The 16,328-nt window shown below is 59.0% G+C and carries 10 protein-coding genes and 2 pseudogenes; 7 read left to right on the forward strand and 5 right to left on the reverse strand.

Annotated elements, in window-relative coordinates; genetic code table 11:
• Positions 1-775 precede the first annotated feature (775 nt).
• Entirely contained in the window at positions 776-1,021 is a 246-nt protein-coding gene (locus AC066Y_RS38210; protein WP_456724767.1) for a hypothetical protein, read from the forward strand.
• Between the two features lie 872 nt (positions 1,022-1,893).
• Entirely contained in the window at positions 1,894-2,616 is a 723-nt protein-coding gene (locus AC066Y_RS38215; RefSeq protein ID WP_478278366.1) for an outer membrane protein, read from the forward strand.
• A 319-nt stretch (positions 2,617-2,935) separates the two neighbouring features.
• On the opposite strand, the gene AC066Y_RS38220 is transcribed toward AC066Y_RS38215, so the two are convergent.
• Positions 2,936-3,745 carry a helix-turn-helix transcriptional regulator gene (locus AC066Y_RS38220; protein ID WP_478278367.1) on the reverse strand — a complete coding sequence of 270 codons (810 nt, stop codon included), beginning with the start codon at positions 3,743-3,745 and terminating at the stop codon, positions 2,936-2,938.
• A 1,249-nt stretch (positions 3,746-4,994) separates the two neighbouring features.
• Here AC066Y_RS38220 and AC066Y_RS38225 point away from each other — a divergent pair.
• Both AC066Y_RS38225 and AC066Y_RS38230 read left to right on the forward strand, forming a co-directional pair.
• On the forward strand, positions 4,995-5,711 hold the full coding sequence (locus AC066Y_RS38225) for a sulfite exporter TauE/SafE family protein (protein ID WP_478278368.1): 717 nt from the start codon (positions 4,995-4,997) through the stop codon (positions 5,709-5,711).
• Positions 5,712-6,108: 397 nt separating this feature from the next.
• On the forward strand, positions 6,109-6,411 hold the full coding sequence (locus tag AC066Y_RS38230) for a hypothetical protein (RefSeq protein WP_478278369.1): 303 nt from the start codon (positions 6,109-6,111) through the stop codon (positions 6,409-6,411).
• Between the two features lie 275 nt (positions 6,412-6,686).
• Here the strand turns inward: AC066Y_RS38230 and AC066Y_RS38235 are convergent, their stop codons facing one another.
• Entirely contained in the window at positions 6,687-8,000 is a 1,314-nt protein-coding gene (locus tag AC066Y_RS38235; protein WP_478278370.1) for a DUF2130 domain-containing protein, read from the reverse strand.
• Between the two features lie 496 nt (positions 8,001-8,496).
• Here AC066Y_RS38235 and hemN point away from each other — a divergent pair, with 496 nt between their 5' ends.
• Positions 8,497-9,831 carry an oxygen-independent coproporphyrinogen III oxidase gene (hemN, locus tag AC066Y_RS38240; RefSeq protein WP_478278371.1) on the forward strand — a complete coding sequence of 445 codons (1,335 nt, stop codon included), beginning with the start codon at positions 8,497-8,499 and terminating at the stop codon, positions 9,829-9,831.
• A 566-nt stretch (positions 9,832-10,397) separates the two neighbouring features.
• Here hemN and AC066Y_RS38245 read toward each other — a convergent pair.
• Positions 10,398-10,502: pseudogene (locus AC066Y_RS38245) on the reverse strand (ATP-binding cassette domain-containing protein); the annotation flags it as partial.
• A gap of 1,612 nt (positions 10,503-12,114) precedes the next feature.
• Between AC066Y_RS38245 and AC066Y_RS38250 the strand changes: the two are divergent.
• Positions 12,115-13,704, forward strand: a complete 1,590-nt coding sequence (locus AC066Y_RS38250; protein ID WP_478278372.1) for a carbohydrate porin — start codon at positions 12,115-12,117, stop codon at positions 13,702-13,704.
• Positions 13,705-13,712: 8 nt separating this feature from the next.
• Here the strand turns inward: AC066Y_RS38250 and AC066Y_RS38255 are convergent.
• Positions 13,713-14,178, reverse strand: a pseudogene (locus AC066Y_RS38255) (ATP-binding protein); the annotation flags it as partial.
• A 441-nt stretch (positions 14,179-14,619) separates the two neighbouring features.
• Between AC066Y_RS38255 and AC066Y_RS38260 the strand changes: the two are divergent.
• On the forward strand, positions 14,620-15,045 hold the full coding sequence (locus AC066Y_RS38260; protein WP_478278373.1) for an NEL-type E3 ubiquitin ligase domain-containing protein: 426 nt from the start codon (positions 14,620-14,622) through the stop codon (positions 15,043-15,045).
• Here the strand turns inward: AC066Y_RS38260 and AC066Y_RS38265 are convergent, their stop codons facing one another.
• The gene (locus tag AC066Y_RS38265) at positions 15,046-16,320 is read right to left on the reverse strand and encodes an IS256 family transposase (protein WP_478278374.1); all 1,275 of its coding nucleotides are present in this window, start codon (positions 16,318-16,320) and stop codon (positions 15,046-15,048) included.
• Positions 16,321-16,328 lie beyond the last annotated feature (8 nt).

Below are 16,328 nucleotides of genomic sequence, written 5' to 3' on the forward strand. Positions count from 1 at the left end.
CATGGCGAGTGTGGCGGCCCGGATGCGCGGAGGGTGGGTGTCAGCAACCGAATCCTACGCCACCTCAGCGGCTTACGCCACGCTCGCCAGCCTCTCAACAAGCCGCTGATGAATAAGACGGGCTAGCTCCCTGATCGTGGCCGCATTGTTCTAAAGTTGCGGGCCACCTGATATTTCGTCGCCAGAACGAGCTCCTGGCAGATCAACGCAATTGTCGCGATAGCTTGTCCCGTTTCTTTGGTGCGCCCCATCCGGAGCCGAATCGTATCGCAAAAGTGGTGGCGTGCGCAGGAACCCGCGGATGCGGCTAGGCTGTTGACGCATGTCGGGAAGCACGCGAACGGATTGTCGAGAACGAGCCACACAGCTGGACGCGACATAAAGAGCGCATACGACATCACCCAAAACACTTCTTAGCCTTGACAGTTTGGAAGCTAGCGAATGGCCTGCACCGTAAGACGGCTGTAGTTCGACTGACTCTTGGGAGTGTGGGCCCGGCGAAAGGCGAAGGGCGAACGGCGGGCAACAAGATGCGCGGCGCAAAGAGGCAAATGTCAACGCAGGGTCTCTTCGGCCAATTCAGAATCGTCCGACTTACGCTGGCACTTCGACATTCGGTCATCCGGACTTCAACAAACGGCACTATAAAGGTCGCTGTAGGATCGACACACATTTTGGCTGTGGCTCCGACTTCTTGCCGCTCAAGACAGGCCGCAGCTCGTCGGCACGCTTCGGACGAAACTTTTACCTTGTGCCAGAGTCGAGGAGTTTTGAGATGGATCAGGTCATATCCGGCCAGGTGCAAACGCCAGAGGCTATCGTAAGCATCGCATTTGAAAAAGCGTGGCGCTTTGTCGAGAAGGACCCAGTTCTGGCGCATCATCTCAAGACGTTCCTTCACCGCCGCTTGCGAGCATTACTGGAGTGTTCGATCAGGACCGGCGAACGGAATACCCTGCATCTGGCAAACGAAGCGATACGCAATTTACGAGCGGAGCTGGCGTCGCCGAGCAAACAGTAGAGGTTCGTCCCTCCAGCTGGCCGGTACCCTTGTTATCGGCAGGAACGGGACGGTATCGTCAACTCCCGAAGGGGCAGGTCGTGGTCGATCTGAGTTTTCCCTGCTCATCTTCTACACCGACGACTGCGTCAGGGAGCCCTGCTTGTGCAGCTCTCGTGGTCTCCACACCAGTAGGACAGAAACGGGAGCACACCGGCAACGAAGGCGCGACAAGCACGCGCTGTCCCGACGTGACACAATGCGCACCGTATCTGGCAGCTTGGCATGCGTCTCGTCAATTTCGATGCGGGCTTCATCTGGCGCGGTGACCAACATTCTGCGGCAGATGATCTTGGCGGCGCACCAGCTCGATTGGCTTTCCTGTCGCGGCAAGAGCAGTTACAGCGCGCCAGATACCGCTCCGGATCTTCAGGATGGCCGAATTTCGATCGATCAATGCTTCTGATGGATCATTTCCGACGTTACCACAATCTTAAGTCGCCACACGAGTCCTGACTCAAGATATATTCAACTCTCATCCCGATAAGGACACCTTCATCTGTGCGGCTCATGACGAAATCCGCTGAACGACGCGCAGCCGGAGGTATCGCCAGGAACCTGGCTGTGGCGGTGCTTCAGCAAATGCGCTCGCAGCATTGCGTCGCACAGTGCCATCACGATCGCATCGCCTTCAGGTAAAGGCGCCACGAGGCGCCCTATCAATGTCGCTGCATTTTCGCCGAGGCGTCGCAAGTTAGGGCGTTTCACAACCTGACGCACCGTGCGTTTCGACTCATTTCTTTCGAAGGAATGTTGTGGCTCAGTTACAGCAATTCGCAATCATGTTGTTAAGACGCACGGCGCCGGGGGGCATCAAAAGGAATGACACTGGAATGAAGAATTTGCTGATTCTGACCGCAAGCATCGCACTCGGTGCTGCAGCTCCCGCATTCGGCGCTGACCTCGCCGGGCAGCCTGTCAACATCAAGGCCCCCCCATTTCCGGTCGTAGCCCCGATCAACGACTGGAGCGGCTACTATATCGGTCTCAATGGCGGCTGGGGATCGAGTCACAATTGCTGGGATTTCAACGGCGTTACTTCCGAGGGCTGCCATAATTCCACCGGCGGCGCCGTCGGCGGCCAGATCGGCTATCGCTGGCAGATCTTCAAAACGGTGTACGGCATCGAAGGCCAGGGAAACTGGGCCGACTTCAGCGGCTCCAATGTCAGCAGTGCCTTCCCAGCGGACACCATTGGCACCAAGACAGATGCATTTGGATTGCTCACGAGCCACGTCGGCTACGCGTTCAATGCCGTGCTGCTTTACGCCAAGGGCGGTGCGGCGGTGACCAGCAACACCTATCACGTCAGCTCAGTGGCCACTGGCACCGAAATTGGCAGGAATAGCGATGTTCGCTGGGGTGGCGCGCTCGGCGCTGGCGCCGAAGTCAGCCTGACCCCGAACTGGTCGGCTGGCCTCGAGTATAATCACTTGTTCATGCAGGGCAGCAACGTAAGCTTCCCCACGGCCGGCGGCTTCGATCGCGTTCACCAGGACATCGATCTTGTCACGGCACGGCTCAACTACAAGTTCGGCCCAGCGTTTGCAAAATAGCGAACCCCACGCGCGCAAGCGTTAAATCGAGAGCCCCGACTAACGGTCGGGGTTCTTTCTCGAAATGCTGCCCTACCGCCTCGCAACCAGCCAGCGGAACCGGCTCGAGCTCGTCTAGGCTTAGATCACTGGCTGGCAGAGCAGACCGCAGGCACACCGGAGGGCACCAAACCAGTCGGCTTGACATGCGTCGTCGAACTCCAGAACCTCACGCAACGTGAGTTTCACGTCGCCTGTCTCAACGAAGCACTGTTCGAATGACATGAGCCTTGCCAGGGCTTGGCGTCAATCGCACTTCACTGGCAGTGAGGATGGGATCTCAAAGAATATTGAGACGAATGGCTATAGCGGTCGCCTGGATCCGGCTGGTCGCACCCAGCTTTCGCATTGCATTCTTGATATGAAAATTGACCGTATTTTCGCTAATTTTTAGGATCTTCCCAATTTCCCAGGACGATTTCCCCTCTGCCACCCACCGCATGCAACTGATCTCCCGTTGCGACAATGCAATTTGTTTCCCGCAGCCGCCACTAGAGGGTCGAGCAATCTCGCCATAGGCGCTGTGAAATAGCGAAGCCAGGGCATTGAGATGACCGATGCGATTCTGAGGATCAGCATCGTCGGACGGAGATGCAAAGGACACCACAGATACTTGGCCCAACGGGCCAAATAGAGGCACGCTCATGCCATGCTTCAGCCCGGCCTCCCTAGCCTCATCCAATACGCGTCTCTCGTCCGGTTGAAGCTGATAATGGTCAGCGAGTTGGTCCCACAGAAACGGGCGCGAATGCATCGGCGTCCGCCGGACCACCGGATCGATGGTGTGGTACTTGCGTTTGAAGTATCGATCGCACCAGGCCGGCGGCCAATTCACAGCGACAGTCGGCGGTGGATACTCAGCCAACCGAAGCGGCTCGACGAAGTTGAGGGCTCCGTAAGCAACTTCACTGAATCCTTCCTCGGTGGCACGGTTTACAAGAAGATCGAACAACGCTCTCAGCGAATGCGTCTTGTTTGCGCACTCGGTGAAGCTAAAAAGATCTACGATGGGCGCTTCGGCACGCCGATCCGGCTCGCCATCGCTGCGTTCGATTGCATTTGTTTCAGGCCGAGCCAAATTCCATTCCATGAGCTGAACTCTCAGGTTTGCTCTTCGTGAAGTCTGGAGCGCGCGCTGCGTCAGACGCCATTCCCGAATTTTTCACCTTCCGCCAGCTGCGGCGCGATAGTTGTTCCGTCAAACGCCGGGATCCAGCTGCTATCCTCGTCGGACACCCGACGGCACGCCACAACCGAATCGCCGTCAAATTCCGCCCGATCGGTCCTGCTCGCCGATGACGCGCTGGCCGAGCAGGCGATCACCGCATTGTCGTTCGTCTGATGGTCTGTGCCCTCGATGCTGCCTTAATAGTGCGGCCAAAGCAGCCATGAATGACAAGATCGGCTCTACTCAGATTAAATGGTACGGAGCGACTGTCCTGCCCGAAAGACGCCTGGCTTTGCCTCAAGGTTGAGCGCGATGATACCCTGAACGTTGACCTTCGCGATTCAAGCGAGATGGAGCACGTTGGCCAACTTGGCGGTGCCGGGCTCGATCTTCGCAGTTCCGACCTCGGCCTTCTGCTTCCTGCCGACAGGAAGGTCATTTTTTCTTCGCCATCCTGCGAATTGCTGTCGCGGATTCTTCGCTCATCCTCCGTCCTTCGACGGCGTCGGGGATGCGGTCTGCGAGCAACGCGGCAGAGCCGCATCAGCAGGTGACCGCGTGATATAACGGCCCGGCGCCTGATCAGGCGCGTTGAAGAGGTCCAGCGCACCTGAATTGAAGGCACAGATGATCCGCGCGCCAGGCGCGCAACGGGAGATACGCGCCGAAACGAGTCCTGCCGGCTGCAGAGGACGCCTTGCATGCGCATCTCCATAAGGGAGAGGACCTAGCAGCGGATCAGCAAGTGTTGTACCAACTGGGGACCGCTCCGAATCAATCCTCGAAACAAGAAATTCAAGACAAGAGCCCGGTTCGGCGCACGCGCGCTTGGAGCAATGGCGACATCTGGAGGAAACGCGACAGCGCCACTTGCGCAACGCTCCCGCGGCCTGGAAAGAGTGCCGCTCGGCGCGGCGCCCCCCCCAAAGCGCCTTTCAAACAGCCAGGCGCTGGCGTACCACTTTCACATCCTGGTCAAGTACCAAGGCTGGCAATTGAAGAAGCCGACCCACAAATGGCAATCGTCTAGCAACCTTAGCCGGTGCCAGGTGCGGCGCGCGGCCTCCGATTAAGCGCTCGCTTGGACTTCTTCCCTCGTGGAAAGACAAATTCGAACTCCATGGAGCTAGGTGCAAGGCAGGCGAAGAACTTTTCGCAGGGTAGATGAAGTATGCTTTCTCTGTTCTTCGCGATTATCTCGCTGCTCTATGCAATGGTTGGTCAGGCGGGTGGAACCGCGTTCCTAGCCCTCATGGCGTTTTACGGCTTGCCTTCTACAGAGATGCGCCCGACGGCGCTTGGCCTCAACATTGTTGTCGCGAGTTATTCCACGTGGTTCTTAAACCGCAACAAAGTCATCGACTGGATAGCGCTCCGGCCGCTTCTATTGTCATCAATGCCGGCAGCACTTGCCGGCAGCTTGCTGGTGCTCGGGGAGCACGTTTACAGGACGTTGACCGGTCTTGTCCTCCTTTTGGCGAGCGCTGTGATGATTGTTCGGCGCGGGAGCGTTGCCCATCGCGCTTGCGAAACTCCGCTCTGGGGAAGCGTAAGCATTGGGGCGGTCATCGGGTTGGTTTCTGGTCTGACCGGCGTGGGCGGCGGAGTATTCCTGGCGCCCGCGCTCATGACACTGAACTGGACGTCAGCCAGGCAAGTCACCCTGCTGTCGCCTCCGTTCATCCTAGCGAACTCCACAGTGGGCTTCGTCGGAGTTCTTTTCACAGGCCAGCTTCCGTGTTCGGATTCGGCCATTTACGCAATCGCTGCACTGGGAGGAGCCGTCGCAGGAACGGTTATCGGCCTGAAATGGCTGAGCCAGGCAGCTATTAGGTTCATCCTCGTGGCGGTTCTGCTCATTGCCGGCGTGCAGTTGGTTCGCACCTAAATGCCGTTGGATCTGCTTTTGCTGCAGCTGTCGTTGCGGTCATCGAGCACCACCGAGGCTCATGACAACAGTCGCAAAGATTCCAAAACGAACGATCCGAGCCTCTGAAGCAGAACAGACGCGTATCGTCTGACTTGGACATGCCAGGGAGTGCAGAAGCTGACAATACCCGCGCGTTGCGATTCCGGCACAGCCTGCGGCCTGTTTGGGAATTGTTGAACTCGCAGCGCTCACAATGGCGTGGCCGAATTAAAGCGCCCCGACGCACCTGCCGGGGTTGGAAGTGCGCCGGGGCAGCCCCAGCATCATCAGTACATCCGTGACGATGCTTGGCGCAATGAGACAAGCGGCGTGGCGGAATTGAGGCTGATCGATCCTTATGACGAGGAATGCAAAAATGTTTTTCACGCCGGTTCAATGGCTATTGAAACTCACGTTGCGTCACGTTGTACGATCTCGCACCCTGCGTTTCATCAACCGAGACTCCTTGTCTGACAATCCCAGCTTGAAGAGCATTCCGCTCGTTGCATCCGGAGGCGCCACGCTAAATACTATCCCTACCCTCGTTCGCCTATACCATTTTATCCTGCACAACCTAGGCAGCCCGGAACGCAAATCGGAACACGACATCGCTTCCGAAGCGTTTATCGCCCAAGCCGCTGAATGCAAATGGGCTCAAATCCCGTCTGCGCAGGTTTGAAAAGGCGCGACTGACAACAATGCGTGCAGATTGTGGAGCTTCAATAGAAGCGCCGACTATCGCTCCTCGATGAGCCCTTCTACCGTAAGAAAAACAACATCAACGCCGAGACCCGCCGGCGCTTTCTCACCATTACGTGCAAGCTTGCGGCAAAGGGGCTATTGCGCGAGGGGGAAGTGCAAGGCGCGAGCCGAACGGTAGCATGCCAACCTGTCAGTTCGCACAGGGTGTATGAAATCGAAGCCGAAAGAGGCTCAACTGCGCGTCGCTTTTGATTATGACGCTTTGCGCTCCGATTGGGCCGAGCATTCCAGCAGCGGTGCATCGAGGCTCTGGATTTCCGGCATCGCCTTGCCGGCGATCGCCTGAAGGTCACCGACCATGCCAACGGTAGATTCGATGACAGAGAGGATCTGCGTCTCGCGCTTGGCCCATTGTCGGCCCATGAACTTGCGCTCCTTGTCGAGATCTTCTCGCATGTCGTTGAATTTTTCAACGACAGCTTCTACCCGCTGGCGAAACCTGGTGCCGGTCAGATACCGGTACACCTGCTCCATTTTGGTTTGCTGGCCTTGCTGCACCAGGCGCGAACTGCTCAAATCAATCAGCCCCTGACGGAGCGCGATCGCGACCGCAACAGCACAGCGGGGATGAGCAACCCATATTCCGTCGATCAGATCGAAAAATTCGACGTGCTTCGGCAGCGCCTGTGAAACGATGAGGGCCACATCTGCGCCACACCGCCTTTGGTCGTCGCGCAGTTTCCCGAGCCAGCCGTCGCTCCATGCCTTCGTACGCTTGGATTCCCAAAGGATGAGGCCCGCAGGATGACCGATTGAACCGTTGACCTGCTGGACGACGTCCGCACCCAGCTCTCCCTTGCCGATCGGCTCGATTGTATCAGTGGGAAAACGGCTGCGAAGCAGCTCTTCGAGCTCGAGCTCAAGCACTTCGCCCTGGGATTGCTGCGAGCCCTGCTCAGCCTTGCGCTTCAACTCTTCGATCGTCCGCGCCATGGATTCGATCGTTTGATCCTTCTCGAGCACTCGAAAGCGGGCGGCTTCGTCCGCTTCCTGCCTGGCTTTGGCCCGGATATCCGCGATTGAGGCTTGCACGCGCTTTTCGATGGTCAGATCGAGTTCACGTTTCTCTTCGTCAAGGGTACGTTGCCTGCGGATCAGTTCGGCCTGCGCCTGCTGCGCCTCAGCAAGTTTGGCATTGTTGGCCTCCAGGCTTTGACGAAGCTCGGCCACTTCGGCAGCTTTTGCCAGCAGCTCGGCCGCCGCGGCCTGCCGAGCCTTCTTCGCTTCCATGGCGACGAGTACGGTGCGCTCGGCCGCCAGGCGCGCGGCCACCTGATCCTCGATCTGTTCGCGTTGTCTCGCCAGTTGCTCCTGCTCATGGCGCAAGGCCTCGGCCTTGCGGGCGACCTCGGCGTCCTTGTCCGCCAATTGTCGCTGAAAACGTCGGCGAGTTTCCTCGATCAGGGGAGCAGCAAGAGATTCGGTGAGGTGAATCTCATGATTGCAGTTCGGGCAATGGAGAATAGGCTGATGCGCGGCGCCCGCCGCGGGTGCTTTCAGGTTCATGAGCCCTCCTGGCCGATTGGCCCTGTGCTGCCGGCCCAGTGTGGCGCCGACTACCAATCGGATTTAGCGTGATTTCCTGACTCGATCGAACGCCTGAGGCATCCACATCAGCTTTTCCACCGAAAACACCTTGAAAGGCTGAGGCCGACTGGTTCGCCGCCGGCGACGCCTTGGATCCTGTCTTTGTCGCAAAAGCCCCTGCGTTGGAGAATGCAGACGCAATGTGCGCTCCGATGAATGATTGTTCCCGCGCACAATGATTGGGCGGATCGAGCCCGGGCGGCCGAGCTCATGTGAGCCATTTGTTCTCTTACCGGGTGCAAATGATGGCTGGCGCCTGACTTTCTCACCGCTCCCAGTTCGCAGGCTGTCCTGGCAGCTACATCGAAGAAGGGTCTCGAGCTTCAGGATCAGGGCAGTGTTTTTTGACTTAACGCAAAGACAGAGCAGAGGATATCCATCAGCCTGATAGCGTATCAGCGCGGAAAGGTAAGCGTTGCAGACCTCACTCCTGAACAAATATTGCGATGCTCGCCTGCCCTGGTACACCATCTACCCAACGGTACCGGATTTCTCTGCTGCGGTCGGCGCCACGACCTGTGAGGCGTGGTTGCGGCGGCTGCCGCCAGACGAATCCGTATCGCTCTACCTTCACGTTCCGTTCTGCCGGTCGATCTGCTGGTATTGCGGCTTCCCAACAAGCCTCACTCACAGCGAGCGGCCGATTCGCAATTACCTGCTGACGGTACGTGAGGAAATTCGTCTGGTCACAGAGCAAACGCCTCACGGTCTTCCAGTGAGCGACCTGCATTTTGGCGGCGGCACGCCGACTACCATCTCACCGGCCGATTTCTTGGCTCTGATGGAGCTTTTGCGCCGCTGCTTCGCGTTCAGCAAATCGACCGCGCTCGCCGTCGAGATCGACCCCCGCGCGTTCACGGCCGAGATGGCGGAAACCTTGGGAGTAGCGGGCGTCAGCCGCGCGAGCATCGGCGTACAAAGCTTCGATCCCGTAGTTCAAAGGGCGGTCAACCGTCTCCAAAGCGAAGCGCAGGTCGCTTCTGTCGTCGAACGCCTTCGCCAGCATGGAATAAGCCGTATCAATTTCGACCTGCTCTTCGGATTGCCGCATCAGACCGTGCAATCCTGCGTGAACTCAGCGCAGACGGCTTTGACCATGCGGCCCGACCGCCTTGCGGTGTTCGGCTATGCCCATGTTCCCTCCTACATGAAACGTCAGCGCCAGATCGACGAGGCGGCGTTGCCCGACAATGTTGCGCGCGCCGAGCAAGCTGCAGCCATGGCAGATACGCTGGTCTCCGCCGGATATCGCCAAATCGGGCTCGACCATTTCGCTCTCCCGGACGACGAACTCGCGCACACGCAGCAAACCGGCCGGCTGCGCCGCAACTCGCTGGGCTATTCGGCTGATACGTGTAACACAGTGATCGGCTTTGGTCCGTCAGCCATCGGCCGTCTGCGCGATGGTTACGTGCAGAACGAGACGGCAACCAGTTCCTATACCCGACGGATTAGTGCTGGCCATCTGGCAACCTCAAAGGGCCACTGCCTCACCGCCGAAGATCGCCTTCGGGCCGCAATCATCGAGCGGCTGATGTGCGACTTGCAGGCCGACGTGCCGGCAATCTGCGCCGCCCACGGATTCGCGCCGATGCCCTTTCTCGATTCAGCTGACCGTCTGGAAATGCTTGTCGAAGACGGGATACTGGACATCGAAGAGGGTTTCGTCCGAGTCAAACCAGAGCACCGTTTTGTCATTCGCGCTGTTGCTGCCGCGTTCGATGCTTACCTCGACCGCGCCCCCTATTAGCAGGCCACGGATATGCGCATCGCGAAGGAGCGCTCGGAGGAGCACCTCGGTCAGCCGATTGTCCAGTGGATCGGACTGACTAGTCGCGACCTACGTTGGGCTGGAAGCGCTGACAAGATTGGTGCTACGCAACTCTGCGAGGTCCTGCGTAACGATCTCGCCGGGCAACTACGCTTCATCTGACGAAGCGTATAAATGTTGAAGTGCTTGTCGAGCGGTCAGGGTAGCCATTGAGACGGAAGGCCAGCTCTTTCCATCCGAAGACGGTTACACGGAAGGGCCCTTGTTCGGCATGCTTGGCGAATTGGCGTTGACGTGATCCGTTATATGGACGGCATTCTCTGCCGTGATTGCAAAGGTGGGTACTAAGGGGGGATTAAATTGACGTCCCGACTTTCCGCGTCAATTCGGAAATGGTCCGTTGGTTGGTGGCCAATCGCGCTTGCCTTTGCACTGAACGGCCGCGTCCAGTTCGCTGCCCTTCCCGTAGATTCGACGCCGTGTAGTGTTTGCCCGGCGCGACGTCCTTCCAGATGCGCGAAAAAACATTAGCGCAGATCTCCTCGAGTTTGTCGGAGCTCAGTGGCGGGCGAAGCCTCGTCGAGCAGCAGGACCTTCGGACGCAAGGCGAGCGCCCTCGCGATCTCGACCAGTCGCTTCTCGCCATAAGCAGCGCGTCCGCCCGCACGTCACTGCCGACGACATACGGAATTTTTGCGTCAAGCAACGGGCGGATGATCGAAGATTTACGTTGCCACGCGGCCGATCGAATGCGCTCAGAACCCCTATGTGCTCGCATGGCTTGATTTCGGCTTGATCAAAGCGGGCGAGTCGGTCCGATTGACTGCGCTATAGCTGGCGCGGAACGAAACGCGGCCTTTCGACGTCAAGGCGCGCTTGCCTTTGGTGCTGCGATCACTGGCGCCCCTCCAACGGAAACAGGTCCTTGTGGTGTGGACTGCCCGAGCCGTTTCTTGGCCCGGCTCGAAGCAGCCTGGGCGGACGGCGGGGCCGAAACGGAGGGCGTAGAAGCGACAGGCATTGAATTCCGCAGCGCCTCGATCCGCGAAGTCAGCATGCTGATCTGATCTAAGATCCCCTTGAGGTCCTCCCGCGCGGCATCGATCCTGCGGTTCAGTTCTGCGATTTCATCGCTAGCCTTCAGCTGTGCCCACTTGATCTCGGATAGGGAAGCTCTGTCATCCAGTGACGACCTCATGATTGAAGCGACTTGGTGAGTTTCCGGCGTCCCGACAAATTCCCAGAGGTCAGCCCAAAGCCAGGCGCCAGCAGCACTGGAGCCCACGAGGACAAGGAGAAGCACCAAGACACAGAAAATACGTCGTGACGGCCCTCGCAAGAGCGGTCGCAAATCCGAAGCGACCGCATCGTCAATCATCACCATCGCTCCTCGTCTAGCATTCTTCCTTCGACCGGTTTGCTTCGCCGATCCGAGCGCTTGCGGTGTTCGCGCGCTCCAAAGGTTCCGACTGCCGATAATGTCATGTTTTCGCGGTCCTCCTCGGCCGCCTGCCCATTTTGCTTCCTGCGCGCCTTGAAGGACCTGCCGCTTCACTCAAGACGCGCCGCTTAAGCGACGGCTGAACGTCAATTCCTCATAGGGAGGGCAACCATTGCGCACGATCAACTACCAATCTCAGCAGGTTGATTGAGATCACGGGCGCATGCAAAGCGGGACCAACGAAAGCCGCGCACGGGAAGGACCCGCTATGCAAGACAGACTCGGCCGTCCCAACAGCTCTTACGGAGCCAGCTGCTCGCCCGCCTCCACCAAAGCCGCTCGAAGGCTGTTTTGTCCATTCACCTGGGACCAACAGGATGGGCGTCGTCGTGCGATCTACGAGCGCAGACATTCCAGAGGCGGCTGGTCGCAGATCCAGTCGATTGCCTGGCCCAACGGAATCACAAAACTCCATAAACCCGTGGCTCGTGCCCCACGGGACTTGCTTCCTGGTGCCTGCCACTTCGTCAGTAAAGGGGTCTTCCAGCAAGGTACCCGCCAACGTCAGCCCACTCTGTCCCACGGCGAGCAGGGAGGCTGTGTTCATAAAGTGAGAGCGAGGGTAAAGGCATTCGTCATAAACCTCTCGCCGCACCAGCGCGCGCTGCTCTCTTTCGGCCCTCCGGCCTGATGCGCAAGTGAATTGCAGAGCAGATCATCTGCTCCCTCCTCGGGAGCGAAAATGTTGGGATGCCACTCTCGCCCAATCAGGCGACAGTTCTTTCCAATCATGACTGGCTGACACGGACCTGAAGTACGCTATGCGTGATTGGTTTCTTGCGGTGACGTCGCTTCGAACATCTTCCGCCGCCTTGGCATCTGCTTTCACGTTTCGGCCAATCGGCAAACGATGTAGACGGGCTATCGCAGTTTCGCTGGCGGCTTGGCTGTTCGGCAACTCCGCGCGGGCACAAACCGGGCACGAGCTCGATCCCGGAAACGACACTGTAGGTCAAGCCAGCGAAAGCAGACAAGCTTCCGGTCCGGCGATAAAGTTGCAGACCGGGATGATGCGTCGAGCAATCCGGCCTCGGCGCCCGTGGTATGCGGCACGTGCCGATACGTCTGGCGAAAAGCGCAGCAGCGTTGATAGATTTGCTCAGACGCGAACGCAAAAGCCCATCGATCCCTTCGCCAGGTACGACAATCTGCGTGAAAAAGGGTTGTGGCTCGCCATACCTGGCCCTGCAGATACGATTGATCAGGAGAAAGGCGGCGTTCGGTCCGCGCTGGCAGATGTCGGCATTAGCTATCTCGGTTGGACACACAACACGTTTGTAGATAATCAGCTGCCAAATGCGGCGAGAAGCTCAACCGCAAACCAGCTTTACATGGGCCAGAACCCGACCTTCGCTTCGGCGAACTTCTTGATCGTCACTTACGATCTCAGCCGATTTGGCATTCCCGATGGCCAGATTGTCGTCGGAGCCGAGCAGCAATACTGGACGTGGGATCGCCCGGGGCCTGACAGAGTGGGGCTCAACACGCTCGCCTACTACCAGACTTTCCTCGACAGGAAACTCGAACTCAAACTTGGTTACCTGAGAAACCAGAATGAGTTTACCGGCACATTGTTCGGAGGGATGACCGGATCGAACATGTTCGCCTTGATCCAGGCAGGGGTGAGCACCAATGCTGCGCCCACGCCGGCGGTCAACCTGAAGTACAATTTTGACGATCGCTTCTACAACAAGATTTCACTCCAGCGCTCAATCAGTCCGGATGGTCCCTACGCCGAGATAAGGGAGAATCCCGCCGGCTTGAACTGGAGCACGGCCAATTCGAGCACGCTTCTCATCGATGAAATCGGCTACAGGAGCAAGGCCGCTCCTGGATCGCCCGACACATGGCTCCGGGCCGGCACTGGTTTCAATACCAGCCGCTACAAGAATTTGGCGGACCCGGATCAACAGCGAGTGAGCGGCAACAATTTCCAGTACATCGGTGCGGACCGGCAATTTTGGCAAACTGATGCCACTGGGTCGCCGTCTCGCGGACTCTATGGCGGATTCTCTGTCATGGCAGCTCCGCCTGACCTCAACAGGATCAGCCAGTATTACGAGCTTCGTCTTTATACGAAAGGGCCGTTTGATAGTCGTCCCAAGGATCTGATTGCTCTTGTCGCCAGCAACACGACCTGGAGCAAATTCGCCGTGGATGCTGCCCTGGCTAAAGGCCAGCTTGCGCATCGCGATACCCTGGCGATCACGGGCACATATACTGCCCATCTCGCCCCGGGCATCTATACAAGCGCCGGGCTGTCATACATCCACAACCCGACAAGCGTCACACATACGCTTCACACCGAGCACGCCCTCAATCTGCTGGTGTCTACGCTGGTTTTCTTCTGACTATGGCAAGCGCCGTTCTGCTGCCGGAGCTTTCCTGCGAAGAGATGCTCCAAGAAAGTCGGGGTCCGGCCTTCGACCTCAGCCCTTGCGAGCGGCAGCATCTGGATGGTCTCCATCCGGCCGGCCAGGCTGTCGGCAACCCGCGGCAAAGTCAGGACATTCGCCGAGCCGGTGAGCAGGAAGCGACCCGGCCGATAGTCCTCGTCGACCGTCTTCTTGATGGCCAGCAGCAGGTCAGGGGCGCGCTGGATTTCGTCGATGATAGCCCGGTCGAAGGCCGCGAATGAAGCCGGCCGGATCGGACTGGGCGGCCTCGAGGATCGTTTGATCGTCGAGCGTGATATAGGTCCGCCCGGCTTCTCCCATTTTTCGAACAAGCGTGGTCTTTCGGGCACGGCGCGGGCCTACAATCAGTGCCACCGGCGTATCAGAAAGGGCTTCTTCCGCCCGTCGCTCCACAAACCGATCGAACATGCCATCTCCGAATCCGGAAGATTGGAACTACCTGTGCCGGCTGATTGGGAGTCAATGGTCCGCTAGTTGGAAGTTACAGGGCCGCGATCTGGAAGGCCTGGAGGAGAAAGCCTTCCTCCTGATCGGCGCCGCGGTCGCCGACGCCCCCCTTCTGCGGGGCTGTTGACCCGCAGGCATGTTGCCGGATTATTTTCTCACCGATGCTGATCTAGCAGAGCAGCGTACCCTTATATCCAAACTTCCGTGTTGAATGGATCGCTTGACTCGATCGGGTTCACCCCGCGCTCGCTTGAGAGACTGTCGCTTCGAAACCTTCCGAGCCAGGCTCGGGCCTGATGTACCGACGAGCGGCGAGGTTGCCGCTTGGCAAACTGACAGAGCCAACATCGCCGTCGACATCAGGCGTGTATAGTTCTGGTTGAAAATCCCCTTCCTGAGCAAATGCTGACGAATTTAGATACAATTTTGGGCGCTGAGGATTACGGCGGTCCGACCGTCCAGCTTTCGCGCGAGGACGTAAGTGAACTGTCCGGAACAGACGACGAGCAGGCCGAAGCTCTCACTGAAACAGTCGCGGGCTGGCTCAGGGGCAATCCGAAGGAGGGCGACAGTGAGGTGCTGGCGGCCTGGCAGACTTTTGAAGAAGAGCCGGGCGCCCGGGAATACGCGCTTTTCCTCGACAAGCTGCGAGAATCCGTCAACTCTGACAATGACGAATTCCGCCAGTCGGTCGCCAATGATCTGCGGCGGGCGGCGATAAACCCGCAATTGTGCACGCGCTACTTCCAACTGGCCCTGGAACCAGGGTGCCGCCCGGAATGTGGTTGGGATTCGCGGCGTGATCTCCAGCAAGGTGAAGCTATCTGATCATGCGGCGAGGTCAATTGGCTGATCGATGGGCTTTGTAGCGAACGTATTCCAGCCATCGACTTTGCGCATGTTGATCTGGCCGGAGGCGAGCAACGCCCAGAACAACATTGCCGCGGTGTCCGCCGATGGCAACACGGTCTGCGTCTTGATCCGTCGCTTGAACTCCTCGTGCAGGCGCTCGATGGCATTCGTGGTCCGCGCGCTCTTCCACTGACTCGGCGGAAGTCGGGTGAAGGTGAAGAGCCGGTCGCCGGCCTCCTGCAGGCTGTCGGCCACCGCACGATGCTTGAGCCGCCATTTGCGGATGAAGGCCTTGCGTCGCGCCTCGATCTCCTCGCGCGTCCCCGCGTAGATCATGTCGTTGTAGTCGGCGGTGATCTCTTCGTGCAGGCGCTCGGGGGCATGCGCAAGCAGGTTCCTGTGCTTGTGCACGGTACAGCGCTGCACCGGCGCGCCGTCCCACACGGCGGCGATCGCACTATCGAGCCCGGGCGCGCCGTCGACGATGAGGAACTGGGGCCGTCGCAGGCCGCGCCGGATTAGATCCTCGAGCACAGCCCGCCAGGCTTCGGTGCTCTCGCTGCCCATGGCCTTGACCGCCAGCAAGATCTTCTGGCCGTCCGCACGCACGCCGATGACAACGAGCAGCGAGGTCGATGTGGCCTTGCGGTCGAGCCGCACACGGACAATGGTGCCGTCGAGGATCAGCCGCACGATCGGCTCCTCGGCCAGCGAGCGGCCATTCCACGCATCCCAATCGCTCTTCACTTTGCGCCACACCCGGCTCACCGTGTCCTTGCCGACCGCGCCGCCGAACAAGGACCCTAGCGCGCGGCGCACGCGGCGGGTGTTGGTGCCTGCCAGGTAGCAGCCGGCGATCAGCGCGTCGGCGGCCAGCGTGCGGCGCTGGTAGGCTCGCAGTGCGTCGCTTTTCCACTCGGTGGTCTTGCCGTCGGAGGTATTCAAGCGGGCGCGCGGCACTGCGATCTCCACGTTCCCGAACGTGCCCAGCAGCGAGCGCGATCGATGCCCGTGGCGGTGACCAGTGGTGGCGGGCCCGGCCTTCGAGTCGCCACTCGCCGGCCTCGCCCGTCGGGCGTAGCGCGAGCGCGCCAGCACCTCGTCGAGCTCAGCTTCGAACATCGCTTGCAGGAATTCCCGGGTTCGCTCGCGAAGGCCAGCTTCGATCGGATCGAACCAGTTGTCGAAAAGCCGCTCTGTCGTCTCGATTTCGGACTGCGGCAGGCAAGGCGTCGTGATAGTCTTCGTCATGGCGTGAT

It is taken from the genome of Bradyrhizobium sp. USDA3010 (assembly GCF_056429065.1).